13 protein-coding genes are annotated in these 16,671 nt (G+C 72.5%); 11 read left to right on the forward strand and 2 right to left on the reverse strand.

The window, feature by feature from the left end; genetic code table 11:
* Positions 1 to 113: 113 nt before the first annotated feature.
* From EU555_RS19380 to EU555_RS19395, 4 genes are read left to right on the forward strand one after another with little or no spacing between them, the layout of a single operon-like run.
* Positions 114 to 1,097, forward strand: coding sequence for an ABC transporter substrate-binding protein (locus EU555_RS19380; protein WP_167858612.1), 984 nt, complete (start codon positions 114 to 116; stop codon positions 1,095 to 1,097).
* Positions 1,094 to 4,192: a GAF domain-containing protein gene (locus EU555_RS19385; RefSeq protein ID WP_135416872.1), complete on the forward strand. Its 3,099-nt coding sequence runs from the start codon at positions 1,094 to 1,096 to the stop codon at positions 4,190 to 4,192. Before EU555_RS19380 ends, EU555_RS19385 begins: the two co-directional genes overlap by 4 nt.
* A complete protein-coding gene (locus tag EU555_RS19390) occupies positions 4,189 to 4,587 on the forward strand; it encodes a response regulator (RefSeq protein ID WP_135416873.1) in 399 nt (132 codons plus the stop codon). The genes EU555_RS19385 and EU555_RS19390 overlap by 4 nt, the downstream gene beginning before the upstream one ends.
* Positions 4,584 to 5,885: an adenylate/guanylate cyclase domain-containing protein gene (locus EU555_RS19395; RefSeq protein WP_135416874.1), complete on the forward strand. Its 1,302-nt coding sequence runs from the start codon at positions 4,584 to 4,586 to the stop codon at positions 5,883 to 5,885. The genes EU555_RS19390 and EU555_RS19395 overlap by 4 nt, the downstream gene beginning before the upstream one ends.
* A gap of 41 nt (positions 5,886 to 5,926) precedes the next feature.
* On the opposite strand, the gene EU555_RS19400 is transcribed toward EU555_RS19395, so the two are convergent.
* Positions 5,927 to 6,919 (reverse strand): ABC transporter substrate-binding protein, encoded by a 993-nt coding sequence (locus tag EU555_RS19400; protein WP_135416875.1) that lies wholly within the window; start codon positions 6,917 to 6,919, stop codon positions 5,927 to 5,929.
* A 327-nt stretch (positions 6,920 to 7,246) separates the two neighbouring features.
* Here EU555_RS19400 and EU555_RS19405 point away from each other — a divergent pair, with 327 nt between their 5' ends.
* From EU555_RS19405 to EU555_RS19435, 7 genes are all read left to right on the forward strand, one after another.
* Positions 7,247 to 8,749, forward strand: coding sequence for an ABC transporter substrate-binding protein (locus EU555_RS19405; RefSeq protein ID WP_135416876.1), 1,503 nt, complete (start codon positions 7,247 to 7,249; stop codon positions 8,747 to 8,749).
* A gap of 13 nt (positions 8,750 to 8,762) precedes the next feature.
* Positions 8,763 to 9,707: an ABC transporter permease gene (locus tag EU555_RS19410; RefSeq protein WP_135416877.1), complete on the forward strand. Its 945-nt coding sequence runs from the start codon at positions 8,763 to 8,765 to the stop codon at positions 9,705 to 9,707.
* Complete coding sequence (locus tag EU555_RS19415) at positions 9,704 to 10,612, forward strand: ABC transporter permease (protein ID WP_135416878.1); 909 nt, start codon at positions 9,704 to 9,706, stop codon at positions 10,610 to 10,612. The genes EU555_RS19410 and EU555_RS19415 overlap by 4 nt, the downstream gene beginning before the upstream one ends.
* On the forward strand, positions 10,609 to 11,658 hold the full coding sequence (locus tag EU555_RS19420) for an ABC transporter ATP-binding protein (RefSeq protein ID WP_135416879.1): 1,050 nt from the start codon (positions 10,609 to 10,611) through the stop codon (positions 11,656 to 11,658). The genes EU555_RS19415 and EU555_RS19420 overlap by 4 nt, the downstream gene beginning before the upstream one ends.
* Positions 11,655 to 12,578, forward strand: a complete 924-nt coding sequence (locus EU555_RS19425; protein WP_135416880.1) for an ABC transporter ATP-binding protein — start codon at positions 11,655 to 11,657, stop codon at positions 12,576 to 12,578. The genes EU555_RS19420 and EU555_RS19425 overlap by 4 nt, the downstream gene beginning before the upstream one ends.
* Positions 12,579 to 13,000: 422 nt before the next feature.
* The gene (locus tag EU555_RS19430) at positions 13,001 to 14,578 is read left to right on the forward strand and encodes a gamma-glutamyltransferase family protein (RefSeq protein WP_135416881.1); all 1,578 of its coding nucleotides are present in this window, start codon (positions 13,001 to 13,003) and stop codon (positions 14,576 to 14,578) included.
* 7 nt (positions 14,579 to 14,585) lie between these two features.
* The gene (locus EU555_RS19435) at positions 14,586 to 15,350 is read left to right on the forward strand and encodes a 2-keto-4-pentenoate hydratase (protein ID WP_135416882.1); all 765 of its coding nucleotides are present in this window, start codon (positions 14,586 to 14,588) and stop codon (positions 15,348 to 15,350) included.
* Between the two features lie 90 nt (positions 15,351 to 15,440).
* Here the strand turns inward: EU555_RS19435 and EU555_RS19440 are convergent, their stop codons facing one another.
* Positions 15,441 to 16,637 (reverse strand): DSD1 family PLP-dependent enzyme, encoded by a 1,197-nt coding sequence (locus EU555_RS19440; protein ID WP_135416883.1) that lies wholly within the window; start codon positions 16,635 to 16,637, stop codon positions 15,441 to 15,443.
* Between the last annotated feature and the right edge of the window lie 34 nt (positions 16,638 to 16,671).

Below are 16,671 nucleotides of genomic sequence, written 5' to 3' on the forward strand. Positions count from 1 at the left end.
GAGGCGGCGCTGTTCGGCGAGCGTCGACTGTGTCCCGGGAGAGACCGCGCCCCACGCAGGAATGGCCGGCGCCCTCGATCGCCGCCGCGGCGCCCGGCAGGCGCGGTGACCGCATGCGGCGCGGCGACCTCCTCTTGGCCAGCGTGACGGCCGTCCTCGCCCGTCCGTCCCGGGCCCGGGCCCAGCTGGCCCCGCAGAACGGCCGGGTCGGGCTCCTCACGCCGATCGGCCTCGAAGGGCCGGCGACCCCGCGGGGCGGCCTGCTCGTGCGCGCGCTCGAGACCCGCGGCTACGTCCTTGGCCGCAACCTGACCCTGGTCGCCCGCGCCGCCGAGGGACGGGTGGACCGGCTCCCGGCCCTGGCGCGCGACCTCGCGGCGGAGAAGGTCGACGCCATCGTGACGGTCGGCTTTCCGGCGGCGCTGGCGGCGAAGCGGACCGGCGTGCCGACCGTGGTGGCGGTCGGCGCCGGCGATCCGGTCGCGACCGGGCTCGTCGCCAGCCTCGCGCGCCCGGGCGGCACCGTGACGGGCATCTCCGACAACGACGTCGACCTCTCGGCCAAGCGCCTCGAGCTCTTGCGCGACATCCGCCCGGGCCTGCGCCGCTTCGCGATCCTCTACAACGCCGACGACCTCGGCATGTCGCTGCGCTACCGGGTCACCGAGGCGACGGCCGGGCGCCTCGGCCTCAGCGTCCAGGCCCTCGGCGTGCGCGAGCCGGACGACTTCGCGACCGCCTTCCGGGGCATGGACGAGACCCGGCCCGAGGCGATCCTGATGGTCACGGACGCGCTCACCAACCTCAACCGCAAGCGCATCTTCGACGACGCCCTGGCCCGCCGGATCCCGGCCATCTACGAGCAGCGCTCCTTCGTCCGCGAGGGCGGGCTGATGGCCTACGGCTCGGACGAGACCGAGGCCTTCGACCGCGTCGCCGGGATGATCGACCGGATCGTCAACGGCGAGGCGCCCGCAGACCTGCCCTTCGAGCAGCCGACCCGCTTCACCTTCGCGATCAACCTCAAGGTCGCGACCGCGATCGGTCTGGCCGTTCCGCCGACGCTGCTCGCCCGGGCCGACGAGGTCGTCGAATGAGCGGCGCGGCCACGGCGCCCCTCGCCGCCGCCGCCGCGTCGCGCGAGCCGGCCCGGGCCGCGCGCCGGATCCCGCTCGCCGTCAAGCTCGCGATCGCCCTCGTCGGGCTCGTGACCGTGGTGCTCCTCGTCAACGGCGCCGTGAACCTCCTCCTCAACTACGACGAGGCGAAGCGCAACGCGGTGCGGGTGCAGCAGGAGAAGGCCCGGAGCGCCGCGGAGCGGATCGACGGCTTCGTGTCGGAGATCGAGGGCCAGATCGGCTGGACCACCCGGGCGGAATGGCGCCGCGTGCCGGCCGAGCAGCAGCGCTACGACTTCATCCGGCTGCTGCGGCAGGCGCCCGCCATCACGGAGGCGCTCTACATCGATCCGGCCGGCCGCGAGCAGCTCAAGGTGTCCCGGCTTGAGCCGGACGCGGTCGGGAGCGGGCGCGACCTCTCGGGGGATCCGCGCTTCGTGCGGGCGGTGGCGGACGGCCTCTGGCTCGGGCCCGTCACCTTCCGGCGCGGCTCGGAGCCCTACATGACCGTCGCGGTCGCCCATGCGGGCCGCAACCCCGGCGTCACCGTCGCGGAGGTCAACCTCAAGCTCGTCTGGGACGTGATCTCGGCGATCCGGATCGGCGACCAGGGCTACGCCTTCGTGGTGACCGACACCGGCCGGCTGATCGCCCATCCCGACCTCAGCCTGGTGCTGCGCGACACCGACCTCTCGGGGCTGCCGCAGGTGCGCCGGGCGCTGGCCGCCCGGGGGACGCCGGCCGACGGCCTGACCTCCGAGATCGTCGCCGACATGCAGGGGCGCGAGGTGCTGACGGCGCATGCGCGGATCGCCCGCGTCGGCTGGATCGTGTTCGTCCAGTCGCCCCTCGGCGAGGCGATGGCCCCGGTCTACGCGGCGCTCACCCGATCGCTCATGCTCCTCGGCCTCGGCCTCCTGCTCGCCACCGTGGCCGGCACCTTCCTGGCGCGCCGGATGGTGGTGCCGATCCGCCGCCTGCAGGAGGGCGCCGAGCGGCTCGGCGGCGGCGACCTCTCGCAGCGCCTCGCGATCCGCACCGGCGACGAGATCGAGACGCTGGCCGACCGCTTCAACGTCATGGCGAACCGGCTCCAGGAGAGCCACGCGACCCTCGAGGCGAAGGTGGAGGAGCGCACGCGCGACCTGAACGAGAGCCTGGAGCAGCAGACCGCCACCGCGCAGGTCCTCCAGACGATCAGCCGCTCGGCCTTCGACCTCGAGGCGGTCCTCGGCACGCTGGCGACCTCGTCCTGCCAGCTCTGCGCGGCGGACCAGGGCATCCTGTTCCTGCGCGAGGGCGACCTGTTCCACCCGCGCGCCACCTTCGGGGCGAGCCCCGAATTCCTCGACCAGCTGCGCGCCCACCCGCGGCGGGCCGGCGACCGGACGACCATCGCGGCGCGCGTCGCCCGGTCGGGCCGCATCGAGCACGTGCCCGACAAGCGGCTCGACCCCGACTACGCGCCGCCCCCGGGCGAGACGGCACTGAGCGACACGCGCACCCTGCTCGGCGTCCCGCTCCTGCGGCAGGGCTCGGTCGAGGGCGTGCTCGTGCTGATGCGCCTCGCCTGCCGCCCGTTCACGCCGCGCCAGATCGCGCTGGCGCAGACCTTCGCCGACCAGGCGATGATCGCGATCGAGAACGCCCGGCTGTTCGAGGAGGTGCAGGCGCGCACCCGCGACCTGACCGACGCCCTGGAGCAGCAGACCGCGACGAGCGAGGTCCTCCAGACGATCAGCCGCTCGGCCTTCGACCTGCCGGCGATCCTGAACACGCTGCTGCAATCGGCGACGCGGCTCTGCCGCATCGAGACCTCGGCCCTCTACCTGCTGCGCGAGGGCTGCCTCCACCTCGAAGCCTCGACCGTCAACCGGCCGGAATGGGTGGCCTACAAGCGCGCCCATCCCCAGCCCCTCACGCGCGACGTGCCGAGCAGCCGCGCGGCGGTCACGGGCGAGATCGACCACGTGCCCGACATCCTCGCCGACCCGGAACTCACGAGCGCGGCCGAGCTGCACCGCATCGGCGGCTACCGGGCGACGCTCAACGTGCCCCTCGTGCGGGAAGGCGCCGTGATCGGCGTCCTCAGCCTCGCCCGGAACGCGCCGGGCGCCTTCGCGCCCGGCCAGATCGCGGTCGCCAAGACCTTCGCCGACCAGGCGGTCATCGCCATCGCCAATGCCCGCCTGTTCAGCGAGGTCGAGGCGAAGTCGCGCGAGCTGCAGGCCTCCCTCGACGACCTGCGCGCCGCCCAGGACCGTCTCGTCCAGTCCGAGAAGCTCGCCTCGCTCGGCCAGCTCACCGCCGGCATCGCCCACGAGATCAAGAACCCGCTCAACTTCGTGAACAACTTCGCGGCCCTGTCGGCGGAGCTGATCGACGAGCTCAACGAGGTCCTGGCTCCTGCCAGCCTCGAGGCCCCCATCCGCGACGAGGTCGACGAGCTGACCGGGCTGTTGCGCGGCAACCTCGAGAAGGTGGTCCAGCACGGCAAGCGCGCCGATTCCATCGTCCGGAACATGCTCCTGCATTCCCGCGAGGGCTCGGGCGAGCGCCGGCCGGCGGATGTCAACGCGCTGGTGGAGGAGAGCCTGAACCTCGCCTATCACGGGGCCCGCGCGGAGAAGCCGGGCTTCACCGTGACGCTGTCGCGGGACCTCGATCCCGCGGCGGGGAGCGCCGACCTCTACCCCCAGGAGATCACGCGGGTGCTGCTCAACCTGATCTCGAACGGCTTCCACGCGGTGATGACCCGCAAGGCGCAAGGCGCCGAGGCCGGCTACGAGCCGAATCTGCTGACGGCGACCCGCGACCGCGGCGACCGGGTCGAGATCCTGATCCGCGACAACGGGACGGGCATCCCCGATGCCGTCAGGGCGAAGATCTTCAACCCCTTCTTCACGACGAAGCCCGCCGGCGAGGGCACCGGGCTCGGCCTGTCGCTCAGCCACGACATCGTGGTGAAGCAGCACGGCGGCACGATCGAGGTCGAGACCGAGCCGGGCGCCTTCACGGCCTTCCGCATCGTCCTGCCCCGCGGCGGACCCGCCCAACCGAGGAGCACCGCATGAGCGTCCTGATCCTCGTCGTCGACGACGAGCCCGACGTCGCCGACCTCTTCCGGCAGCAGTTCCGGCGCGACCTGCGCGCCGGCCGCTTCGCGCTGGCCTTCGCCCACTCCGCCGACGAGGCGCTGGCGCGCCTGCGCGTCCCGGGCGAGGAGACCCTCATCCTGATCCTCTCGGACATCAACATGCCGGGCATGACCGGCCTCGAATTGCTGCCGCACGTGCGCAGCGCCCGGCCCGAGGTGCCGGTCATCATGATCACCGCCTACGGCGATGCCGAGACGCGCCGGCGGGCGACGGAGTGCGGCGCGGCGGGCCTGCTCACCAAGCCGATCGACTTTGCGGCCCTGCGGGAGGAGGTCGAGCGGCGCCTGGCCGAGTCTGGTCGGGCCGCATGAGCAGCGGGATCACCAGCGGCGAGACCGCGCGCGGCGGGATCCCGCCCACGAAGGTCCTGGTCGTCGACGACGAGCCCGACCTCGAGGCCCTGGTCCTGCAGAAGTTCCGCCGCCGCATCCGCGACGGGACCGTCGCCTTCCTGTTCGCCCGCGACGGCCTGGAGGCGCTGGCCCTGCTCGCCGAGCATCCCGACGTCGACCTCGTCGTCTCCGACATCAACATGCCGCGCATGGACGGGCTGACCCTCCTGGCCAGGCTCCAGGAGGCGGACGAGAAGGTCTCGACCGTGATCGTCTCGGCCTATGGCGACATGACCAACATCCGCACCGCGATGAACCGCGGCGCCTTCGACTTCCTGACCAAGCCGATCGACTTTTCCGACTTCGAGACCACCGTCGACCGGACCGTGCTGCACGTGCGCGCGCTGCGCGAGGCGCGGCGGCGGCAGGCCGCGGCCGAGCGGGCGCATGCCAGCCTGTCGCGCTACTTCTCCCCCAACCTCGCCGAGCGGCTGGCGGCCGACGCCTCGTCCCTGGCCGAGGGCGGCCACCGCCGGGACGTCGCCTCGGTCTTCACCGACATCGCCGGCTTCACGGGCCTCGTGGAGAACCTCGACCCCGCCCTGCTCGCCGAGCTCCTCAACGGCTACCTCGCCGAGATGACGGGAATCGTGTTCGCGCACGAGGGCACGGTGGCCAAGATCGTGGGCGATGCCATCCACGTCCTGTTCGGCGCGCCGGGCGAGCAGCCGGACCATGCCACGCGGGCGGTGGCCTGCGCGCTCGCCCTCGACGCGGCGGCGCAAGCCTTCCGCGCGCAATGGGCCGCCCGCGGCGTGGCGCTCGGGGCGACCCGCATCGGCGTGCATGCGGGGCCGGCCATCGTCGGCAATTTCGGCGGCGGGCGCTTCTTCGACTACACCGCCTACGGCGACACCATCAACACGGCGGCGCGGCTCGAGGGCGCCAACAAGGCGCTCGGCACGCGGATCTGCGCCAGCGCGGCGGTCGCGGAGCGCGCCGAGGGCTTTCTCGGCCGCCCGATCGGGGACCTCGTCCTGCGCGGCAAGACCGAGGCCCTGCGCACCTTCGAGCCCCTCGGCGCGGAGGCCTTCGCGGCCCCCGGCACGGCGCGCTACATCGAGGCCTTCGAGAAGCTCGCGGCCGGCGACCCCACCGCGATGCCGGCCTTCGCGTCCCTCGTCGGCCTCGCCGCCGACGACCACCTCGCGAGCTTCCACCTGCGGCGGCTGCTCAACGGCGAGACGGGCACGCGGATCGACCTGCGCACGGCCTGACGCTGCGCCGGGGGCCCGGCCCTCACGCGGCGGCCGGGCGCCTACTCGATGACCTGATCGGTGAGCGCGACCAGCGTCGTCGGGGGCGTCAAGCCGAGGAGCCGGGCCGTCCTCAGGTTGAGGGCGAGCTCGTAGCGCGTCGGCTGCTCGATCGGCAGGTCGGCCGGTCTCGCGCCGCGCAGGAGCCGGTCGACGAAGTAGGCGGCGCGGCGCCAGTTCTCGGCGATGTCGGTGCCGTAGCTCATCAGCCCGCCGGCCTCCACCACCTCGCGGAATCCGGAGATGATCGGCATCCTGGCGGCCAGGGCCGCCGCTGCGACGCGGTCGCGCTCGGTGATGAACAGGGCGTCGGTCGGGATCAGCACGACGTCGCAGCCGCGATCCGCGAACTCCCTCATGGACGCGGCGATCGCCTCGGGCCGGTCGATCTCGACCGCGTGCAGCCTGATGCCGGCCGAGGGCGCGGCCTCCAGCGCGCCGTTCTTCTGGAAGCGGCTGGCCGGGTTCTGCGCGTTGATCAGGATGCCGAACGAGTCCGCCCCCGCGATCAGCTCGCGCGCGAGGGCGACCTGCTTGCCGAGCAGCGTGCCGAAGCTGACGAGGGACATGCCGGTGACGTTGCCACCCGGACGCGCGAGGCTCTGGGCGAGGCCCGACCCGATCGGGTCGACGATCGTCGCCGAGACGATCGGCACCTGCGGCATGGCCTGGTTGCACGCCAGGGCCGCGGCCACCGTCGCGGTCACGGCGACGTCGAGCCCGAGCCCGGCGAGCTCCTCGGCGAGCGCGGGGAGGCGTTCCAGCCGGCCCTCGCCCCAGCGCAGATGCAGCACGTGGTCCCGCCCCTCGGCGTAGCCCAGGTCCCTGAGGCCCTTCTGGAACGTGCGGACATACGACCCGTGCGACGCGACCGAGCCGGAGACCAGGCACCCGATCGCCGCCGGACGACCGCGCGGCTGCCCCCTCGCCTCCCCGCCGACGAGGGCGAGGAGCGACGCGGGACCGAGACTCGCGATCAGGTCACGCCGCCTCATGAGCCACACTCCCGGCCGGTCCGGCACTCGGCCATGGCAGTGCTCGGCCAAGTCGATGCGGGCACGAGCATACCATGGAACCCGGACTTGACGGCACGCCGGCATGCCGCGTGGAGAACAGGACAAGGTCGGCAGCGACGCTTCGGGCCGCCGCCACGAGGACGATGACGCGCATTGCGCCGGCCCCCGGAGCGGGCGCAGAGTAGGGCCGACGATCGTGGGTGGGGTCCCGGGGCGTCCGCTGGCACGGATACTGCCTGCCCGTAGGTGCGTCCCGGCCGGGGGAGGATCGACCCCCCACCCAAGAACCCTGCAGAAGGAAGCGCGATGCCGCGTCTCTTCACCGCCTGCCTGCTCGCGGGCCTCGCCCTCACCGCCCCGATGGCGGGGAGCGCCCAGGCCCAGACCCTGCGCTTCGGCCTGATGGAAGACCCGGACGCCCTCGACCCGACGCTCGCCCGCACCTTCGCCGGCCGCATGGTGTTCGCGGCGCTCTGCGACAAGCTCGTCGATATCGGGCCCGACCTGAAGCCGGTGCCGCAGCTCGCCACCGCGTGGTCGTGGTCGGACGACCAGAAGACCCTGACGCTCACCCTGCGGCCGGGCGTGCGCTTCCACGACGGCGAGCCGATGAACGCGGCGGCCGTGAAGTATTCCCTCGAGCGCCACCTGAAGATGCCGGGCTCGCAGCGCCGCGGCGAGATCTCGCCGATCGACGCGGTCGAGGCCGTCGACGATACGACCGTGAAGATCTCGCTGAAGACGCCGTTCGCGCCCCTGCTGGCGCAGTTCACCGACCGGTCCGGCATGATCGTCTCGCCGAAGGCCGCCGAGCGCCTGGGCGACAAGTTCGCGACCGCGCCGGTCTGCGCGGGACCCTACAAGTTCGTCGAGCGGGTGCCGCAGGACCGGATCGTGGTCGAGCGGTTCGACGATTACTGGAACAAGGACGCGATCCAGATCAAGCGGATCGAGTTCCGGCCGATCCCCGACACGACGGTGCGCCTGACGAACCTCCGGGCCGGCCAGCTCGACCTGATCGAGCGCCTGGCCCCCACCGACCTCGCCCAGGTGAAGCGCGACCCGAAGCTGAAGGTCGGCCAGGCCTACGAGCTCGGCTTCTCGGGCGTGGTGTTCAACACCGCCCGCGAGGGCTCGCCGGTGGCCGATCCGCGGGTGCGCGCCGCCTTCGAGGCGGCGATCGACCGCAACGCGATCACCCAGGTGGTCTATAACGGCGAGTACCTGGCCGGGAACCAGTGGGTCTCGCCCAAGAACCCGAACTACGTCACCGAGTACCCGGTGCCGAAGCGCGACGTCGCCAAGGCCAAGGGGCTCCTGAAGGAGGCCGGGATCGAGAAGCCCTCGATCACCATGATGCTCTACGCCAACAACGACGCGCCCCAGGTCGGCCAGGTGATCCAGGCGATGACCCGCGAGGCCGGCTTCGACGTGAAGCTCCAGGCCACCGACTTCACCACCTCCCTCGACCAGGCCGACAAGGGCAACTTCGAGGCCTATCTCTACAACTGGAGCGGCCGGCCCGACCCGGACGGCAACACCTTCAGCTTCCTCGCCTGCAAGACGCCGCTGAACTATTCGCGCTACTGCAACCCGGAAGCCGATTCCGCCATGAACGCCTCGCGGCTGACCACCGATGCGGGCGAGCGCAAGGCGGCGTGGAAGCGCCTCGCCGACCGGGTGCTCACCGACAAGCCGCTGGTCTACCTCTTCCACCGCAAGCTGCTCTGGGCCTATTCGCAGAAGCTCAGCGGCTTCGGCGAGTACCCGGACGGGCTCGTGCGCTTCACCGGCCTGAAGCTCGACTGATGCTGCGGTTCTGATGCTGCGATTCCTTGCCCGGCGCCTGGCGCTGGCGGTCCCGACCCTGATCATCGCCTCGATGATCATCTTCGCCCTGCAGCAGCTCCTGCCGGGCGACACAGCGACGGCACTCTCGGGCGAGGAGCGCGACCCGGAGGTGATCGCCTTCATCCGCGCCAAGTACCACCTCGACCGGTCGCTGCCGGTCCGCTACGCCTACTGGGCCGGCGGGGTGCTCCAGGGCGATCTCGGCGAGTCGATCCGGCTGCAGAAGCCGGTGCTCGAACTGGTGCGCGAGAAGCTGCCGGTCACCCTCGAACTCGCCTGCCTGGCGATGCTGGTGGCCCTCGTCATCGGCGTGCCGATGGGGATCCTCTCCGCGGTGCGGCCCGGCACCTGGATCGACGGGCTCGCCAACGGGGTCGCGCTCTGGGGCCTGTCGGTGCCGAATTTCTGGCTCGGCATCCTGATGATCCTGCTGTTCTCGGTGCAGCTCGGCTGGCTGCCGGCCTCCGGCTACGTGCCGCCGGGCGAGAGCCTGACGGAGAACCTGCGCTCGATGGCGATGCCGGCCTTCGTGCTCGGCAACGCCATCGCGGCGGTGATGATGCGCCACACCCGGGCGGCGATGCTCGGCGTGCTGCAATCCGACTACGTCCGCACGGCGCGCGCCAAGGGCGTGCCGACCGCCCGGGTGGTGTTGCGCCACGCGCTCCCCAACGCCGCGATCCCGATCATCACGCTGGGCGCCCTCGAATTCGGCCAGCTCCTCTCCGGCGCGGTGCTGACCGAGCAGGTCTTCTCCGTGCCCGGCTTCGGCAAGCTGATGGTGGACGCCGTGTTCAACCGCGACTTCGCGACCGTGCAGGGCGTCGTGATCTGCACCGCCACGACCTACATCCTGCTCAACCTCGCGGCCGACCTCGCCTCGGCGCTGGTCAACCCGAAGCTCCGGCGCGCATGAGCGAAGCCGGTCTCTCCACCGCCGCCGAGATGGCGGCTCCCCCGGTCGCCGCCCTGCCGCCCGAGCCGGGGGCCTTGCGCGCCTTCTGGCGCCGCTTCAGCCGTCGGCGCGGGGCGCTCGCCGGCCTCGTCGTGGTGGTGCTCCTCGGCATCCTGGCGCTCGGCGCCGCGTGGATCGCGCCGTTCGACCCGACCGCCACCGACTGGGGCGCGGTGCGGGCCGCGCCCACCCTCACCCACCTCTTCGGCACCGACGAGGTCGGGCGCGACGTGCTCTCGCGCATCGTCTACGGCACGCGGGCGTCCCTCGGGGCGGGCCTCACCTCGGTGGCCCTCGCGGTGGCTTTGGGGCTGCCGCTCGGGATGCTGGCGGGCTATGCCGGCGGCGTCATCGACGGGGCGATCATGCGCCTCACCGACGCGCTGCTGGCCATCCCCTTCCTGATCCTCGCCATCGCGCTCGCGGCCTTCCTCGGCCCCAGCCTCACCAACGCCATGGTGGCGATCGGGCTCTCGGCGACCTCGATCTTCGTGCGCCTTACCCGGGCGCAGGTGCAGGCGGCGGCGGCGGAAGACTTCGTCGAGGCGGCCCGCGCCGTCGGCAACCCGCCCTGGCGCATCGCGCTCCACCACATCCTGCCCAACATCGTACCGGCGATCCTGGTCCAGGCCACCCTCACCATCGCGGCGGCGATCATCGCCGAGGCGAGCCTGTCCTTCCTCGGGCTCGGCCAGCAGCCGCCCGAACCGTCCTGGGGCTCGATGCTCAACACCGCCAAGAACTTCCTCGACCAGGCGCCCTGGATGGCGATCTGGCCCGGGCTGTCGATCTTCCTGGCGGTGCTCGCCTTCAACCTCGTCGGCGACGGCCTGCGCGACGCCCTCGACCCGCGCGAGCGCCGATGACCGCCTCCCCTCCCCTGCTGGACGTGCGCGACCTCGCGGTCGCCTTCGACACCGAGAGCGGTACCGTCCGGGCGGTCAACGGCGTCTCCTACACCCTGCGCGAGGGCGAGACCCTCGGGATCGTCGGCGAGTCGGGCTCGGGCAAGAGCGTCCACGTGCTCGCCATGCTGGGGCTCGTGCCGCGCCCGCCCGGCCGGATCACCGGCGGGCAGGTGCTGTTCCGTGGCCGCGACCCTGAGGGTCACGACCAGGCGCGCGATCTCCTGGCGATGCCGGAGCGGCACTTGCGCCGGGTGCGCGGGGCCGAGATCGGCATGGTCTTCCAGGACCCGATGAGCTCGCTCAACCCGGCGATGACGGTGGCGGCCCAGATCGCCGAGCCGCTTCGGCTGCATCTCGGCCTCGGCGCGCGCGAGGCGAGAGCCCGTGCCCGCGACCTCCTCGACCTCGTGCGCATCCCCGACGCGAGCCGTCGCCTCGACCACTACCCGCACGAATTCTCCGGCGGCCAGCGCCAGCGGGTGATGATCGCGATCGGCCTTGCCTGCCGGCCCAAGCTCCTGATCGCCGACGAGGCCACCACCGCCCTCGACGTCACCGTCCAGGCCGAGATCGTCGCCCTGGTGCAGGAGCTGAAGCGCGAGATCGGCATGGCGATCGTCTGGATCACCCACGATCTCGGGGTGGTGGCGGGCATCGCCGACACCGTGCAGGTGATGTATGCCGGCCGCATCGTCGAGCGCGGGCCGGTCGACGCGGTCTTCTCCGATCCGCGCAACGCCTACACGCTCGGGCTCCTGCGCTCGCTGCCGGACCTGAGCCGCGACCGAGCCGGGCGCCAGCGCCTGCGCCAGATCGAGGGCAGCCCGCCCGACATGCGCCACCCTCCCCCGGGCGATCCGTTCGCGCCCCGCAACCCCTTCGCCACGCCGCGCTGCCGCACCGAGGCGCCGCCCCTCGCACAGGTTGAGGGCAGCGTGCCGGGCCACCTGGCGGCGGCCTGGTACGACCTGCCGGCGCTGCTCGCCGCGGGAGCCGGGCGATGAGGCCGGTCAAGCCCGAGCCGCTGCTCTCGGTGCGCTCCTTGAGCAAGCACTACCCGCTCCGCCACTGGTGGGGCGGCAAATCCTCGGTGTTCCGGGCGGTCGAAGGGGTGAGCTTCGACATCGCGCCCGGCGAGACCCTGGGCCTCGTCGGCGAATCGGGCTCCGGCAAGTCGACCATCGGCCGGGCGGTGACGATGCTGAACCCGCCGACCTCCGGCTCCGTCGCGTTCGAGGGCGTGGACCTCGCGAGCCTGCCGGCCCGGGCGATGCGGCGGATGCGCCGGCGCATCCAGGTGATCTTCCAGGACCCCTACGCCGCCCTCAACCCGCGGATGAGCGCCGGCGCCTACGTGGCCGAGCCGTTCCGGCTGCACCGGCCGGAGATGGGGGGAGCGGAGCGCCGCGACGCCGTCGCCGGCCTGTTCCAGCGGGTCGGGCTCGATCCGCGCTTCGCCGGGCGCTACCCGCACCAGTTCTCCGGCGGCCAGCGCCAGCGGCTCTGCATCGCCCGGGCCATCGCGCTCAAGCCCAGCTTCATCGTCGCCGACGAGCCGATCGCCGCCCTCGACATCTCGATCCAGGCCCAGGTGGTCAACCTGCTGCAGGACCTGCAGGAGGAGCTGGGCCTGTCCTACCTGTTCATCTCCCACGACCTGCGCATGGTGCGCTATCTCTGCCATCGGGTCGCGGTCCTGCGGCGCGGCCGCATCGTCGAACTGGCCGACAGCGACACCCTCTACGAGGATCCGCGCCACCCCTACACGCGGGCGCTGCTCTCCGCCGTGCCGGTGCCCGACCCGGCGGCCGAGCGGGCCCGCCTGCGGGCGACCCGCGAGAGCCCGGCCGCCGTCCTCCCGGAGGCGGGAGCCCTGGAGGAGGTCGCTCCCGGGCATTGGGTGGCGCGGACGGTCGGCGTGTAAGGCCTTGCTTGATGCGCCACCCGATCTCATACCCGTCCGGTCATTCCGGGGCCGCGAGAGCGGAGCCCAGACTTGACGGGGCGCGGAGCGCGATCTGGAACACACGCGATGGAGCCTGCTCGGCTGCGTTCCTCCGTTCATCCCGCCCGCGACCTCATCCTGAGGTGTCAGTCGATCTTTGATCGACTGACACCTCAGGATGAGGGCTCCAGACGTCTCGGCGATCCCTGGAGCCCTCCTTCGAGGCACGCTTCGCGTGCACCTCAGGATGAGGTCGCGGGTGGGATGAAACGTGTGAATCACATCGGGCCGGCGCTTACGCGCACGTGTCCGTTTACGGTGCGCGCTGTGCGACCCAGGACCGGTTCAGAGACGATCAATTCCGTCGATCGCAACGATCGACTCTTTGAGGAAAACGTTCGGTGAGGGATTTCTCCAGGCCCGGGCGCTCGCCCGTCTACGCCGCCAACGCCGCCGTCGCGACGTCGCACCCGCTCTCGACGCTGGCGGCCATCGAGGTGCTGCGCTCGGGCGGCAACGCGGTCGATGCCGGCATCGCCGCGGTGGCGGTGCAGTGCGTGGTCGATCCGCTGATGACCGGCATCGGCGGCGACTGCTTCGCCCTCTACGCGCCGAAGGGCGCCACGACGCCGGTCGCACTCAACGGCTCCGGCCGTGCCCCGGCGGCGGCGCACGACGCCTGGTTCCTCGAGCGCGGCATCACGCTCACCCCCACCTCGCCCCACAGCGTCACGGTGCCGGGGGCCGTCGCGGCCTGGGCGAAGCTGCTCGAGGATCACGGCACCCGCGGCCTGGGCGACGTGCTGCAGCCGGCGATCCGCTATGCGGAAGAAGGCTACCCGGTGCAGCCCCGCGTCGCCCTCGACTGGTCGCGCAGCGTCGAGCGCGTCGCAGGCGACCCGGCCTCCGCCGCGACCTTCCTGATCGACGGCCAGGCGCCGCGCGTCGGCACGACGATGCGCAACCCGAAGCTCGCCGCCACCCTCCGGCGCATCGCGGAAGCCGGTCCGCGCGGATTCTACGAGGGGCCGGTGGCCGAGGACATCGTCGCGCGCCTGCGCGATCTCGGCGGCCTGCACACGCTCGACGACTTCGCCTCCGCGGCGCCGGAGGTCGTGACGCCGGTGACCACCCGCTATCGCGGCTACGACGTCTACGAGTGCCCCCCGAGCGGCCAGGGCCTCGCGGTGCTGATGATGCTCAACGTGCTGACGCACCACGACATCGCCGCCTTGTCCGAGCTCGACCGGGTCCATCTCTTCGCCGAGGCCTGCAAGCAGGCCTATCACCACCGCGACGCGCTCTTCGCCGATCCGGTCCTCAACCGGGTGCCGGTGGAGCACCTGCTCTCCGAGGCCTGGCGGGCGAGCGCCCACGGCGCCATCGACATGAGCCGCGCCCAGGAGCCGGTGATCTGGCCCGAGCTCGCCCACAAGGACACGGTGTACCTGAGCGTCGTCGACCGCGACGGCAACGCGCTCTCGCTGATCAACTCGATCTTCCAGGGCTTCGGCAGCGGCATCACGGCGCCGGAGAGCGGGGTGCTCTTGCACAACCGCGGCCTGTCCTTCCGCATCGAGCCGGGCCACCCGAACACGATCGGGCCGAGGAAGCGGCCGATGCACACCATCATCCCCGGCATGCTGATGCGCGACGGCGCGGCGGTGGCCCCCTTCGGCGTGATGGGCGGCCACTACCAGGCGATGGGCCACGTCGAACTCCTCACCGGCATCCTCGACCGCGGCCTCGACGTCCAGGAGGCGCTCGATGCCCCGCGCAGCTTCGCCTATGGCGGGGGGATCGAGATGGAGCCGGGCTTCTCGGCGGAGATCGTCGCCGGCCTCGAGGCGCGGGGCCACCGCATCATCCCGGCCTCCGGCCCGATCGGGGGCGGCCAGATCATCTGGATCGACCGGGAGCGCGGTGTGCTCGCCGCGGGCTCCGACCCGCGCAAGGACGGCAGCGCGCTCGGCTACTGAGGTGACCATGCCCCTCGACATCGAGGCCGCCGCGGCGGCCCTCCTCGACGCCCGCCGCACGGGATCGCGCCTCGCCGCACTCCCCGAGGGTGCGCGGCCGGAGACCGAGCCGGAGGCCTACGCGGTCCAGGACGCGGTCGCCCGCGTCCTCGGCCCGGTGGCGGGCTGGAAGGTCGGCGCGCCGAGCGCCACCGCCGCCCCGGCCCGGGCCGCGCTCCACGCCGAGACGATCTTCGCGAGCGAGGCCGGGACCTGCACCCTCCCGGCCTCCCTGTTCCACGTCATCGGGGCGGAGGCCGAGATCGCCTACCGCTTCGGCCGCGACCTCCCCCCGGAGGCCGGGCCCTATGACCGCGACGCCGTGCTGGCGGCGGTCGCCGCGATGCACCCGGCGATCGAGATCGCCGATACCCGCTTCGCGACGTTCGGCGCCGTCGACGCCCACAGCCAGCGCGCCGACCAGCAGAACCACGGCGTGCTGGTGCTCGGGCCGGGGCTCGCCGAGTGGCGCGGCCTCGACCCCGTCGCGCAGCCGGTGCGGCTCACGATCGACGGGACGGTCCTGCACGACAAGACCGGCGGCAACTCGGCGGTCGACCCGGTGCGCCTGCTGGTCTGGCTCGCCAACGAGGGCGCCCGGTCGCTGGGCGGCATCAAGGCCGGCCAGGTCGTCACCACCGGCTCCTGCACGGGCACGGACTTCGTGACGGCGCCGACCCGGATGGTGGCGGAGTTCCCCGGATTGGGGAGCGTGGCGCTGGCGATCGGGTAAGGGCTCGGGAGCGGAAGCGAGGATTGGTCCCATCCGCAACCTCAGGATGAGGTCGCGGATGGGATGAGGCAGGGCTGGCCCGGCAGCCCTTCAAAAAACCTTGCCCCGCGCCGTGACCGGCCACAGGCACGCGACCCGGCCGTCACGGACCCCGACATACCAGTCGTGGAGGTTGCAGGTCGGGTCGCAATGCCCCGGGACGAGCCGGATCTGATCGCCGAGATGCAGCTGGCCGTCGGGATCGGAGAGGTTGCCGTGCTCGTCGGACAGGCCGGTGACCGCGAGGCCGGGCCGGTCGTGGACGAGGGGCAGGCCGGAATCGACCGCCACGGCCTTGAGGCCGGCATCGCACACGGCGCGGCCCCGCCCCGGCACGCTGATGACGGTCGCCAGGACGAAGAGCGCGTGCGCGAACGGCGCGGTCCCGTCCCCGCTCCGCACCCGGGCGTAGTCGGCATCCATGAAGGCGTAGCTGCCGGCCTGGATCTCCGTGTAGATCCCCGAGGCGCCCTCGATCTCGAAGCTGCCGGTGCCCGCGCCGGTGACCCGGTCGCAGGGCAGGCCCGCGGCCCGGATCGCGTCGCGGGTCTCGGCGGTCAGCGCGAGCGAGGTCGCCAGGGCGGCGCGGCGCTCGGCGGGATCGTAGAGGTGCTGGGCGCGGCCGTAATAGGATTGGAGGCCCGCCAGGCGCAGGCCCGGCGCCGCGTCGATCGCCCGGGCGAGCGCCACGCTCTCGGCGACCGATCCGGTGCCGCAGCGCCCGGAGCCGCAATCCATCTCCACCAGCACGTCGAGGGTGAGGCCGGTCGCGCCCGTCTCGGCCCGGCGCGCGATCACGGCGCGCGAGAAAGCGGCGACCTGCTCGGGATGGTCGGCGCAGACGGCGATCCGGCCCCGCTCGGCGAGCCGCACCAGGCGCGCGACCCGGGCCTCGCCGACAACCTCGTTGGAGACGAGCACGTCGGTGATGCCGGCCCGCATCAGGGCCTCGGCCTCCGAGACCTTCTGGCAGCAGATTCCGACCGCCCCGCCCCGGGTCGTCTGGAGGCGCGCCACGTCCGCCGACTTGTGCATCTTGGCGTGCGCCCGCAGCGCGACCCCGAGCGCAGCGGCCCGGTCGCGCATGCGGTCGAGGTTGCGCTCGAACGCGTCGAGGTCGACGATCAGGGCGGGCGTGGCGATCGCCGCGACGGGATCGCCCAGCCGGGCCGGGATGTCGTAGCCCGGCTCCCGGGCGTCGATTGCCGTGGGGCCACTCTCGTTCCGGCTCGGCTGTGCTGGGCTCATCGGGGTTGCGGACCCTTGGATCGTGTCGGATGGG

The organism is Methylobacterium nonmethylotrophicum, from assembly GCF_004745635.1.
GTDB lineage: Bacteria > Pseudomonadota > Alphaproteobacteria > Rhizobiales > Beijerinckiaceae > Methylobacterium > Methylobacterium nonmethylotrophicum.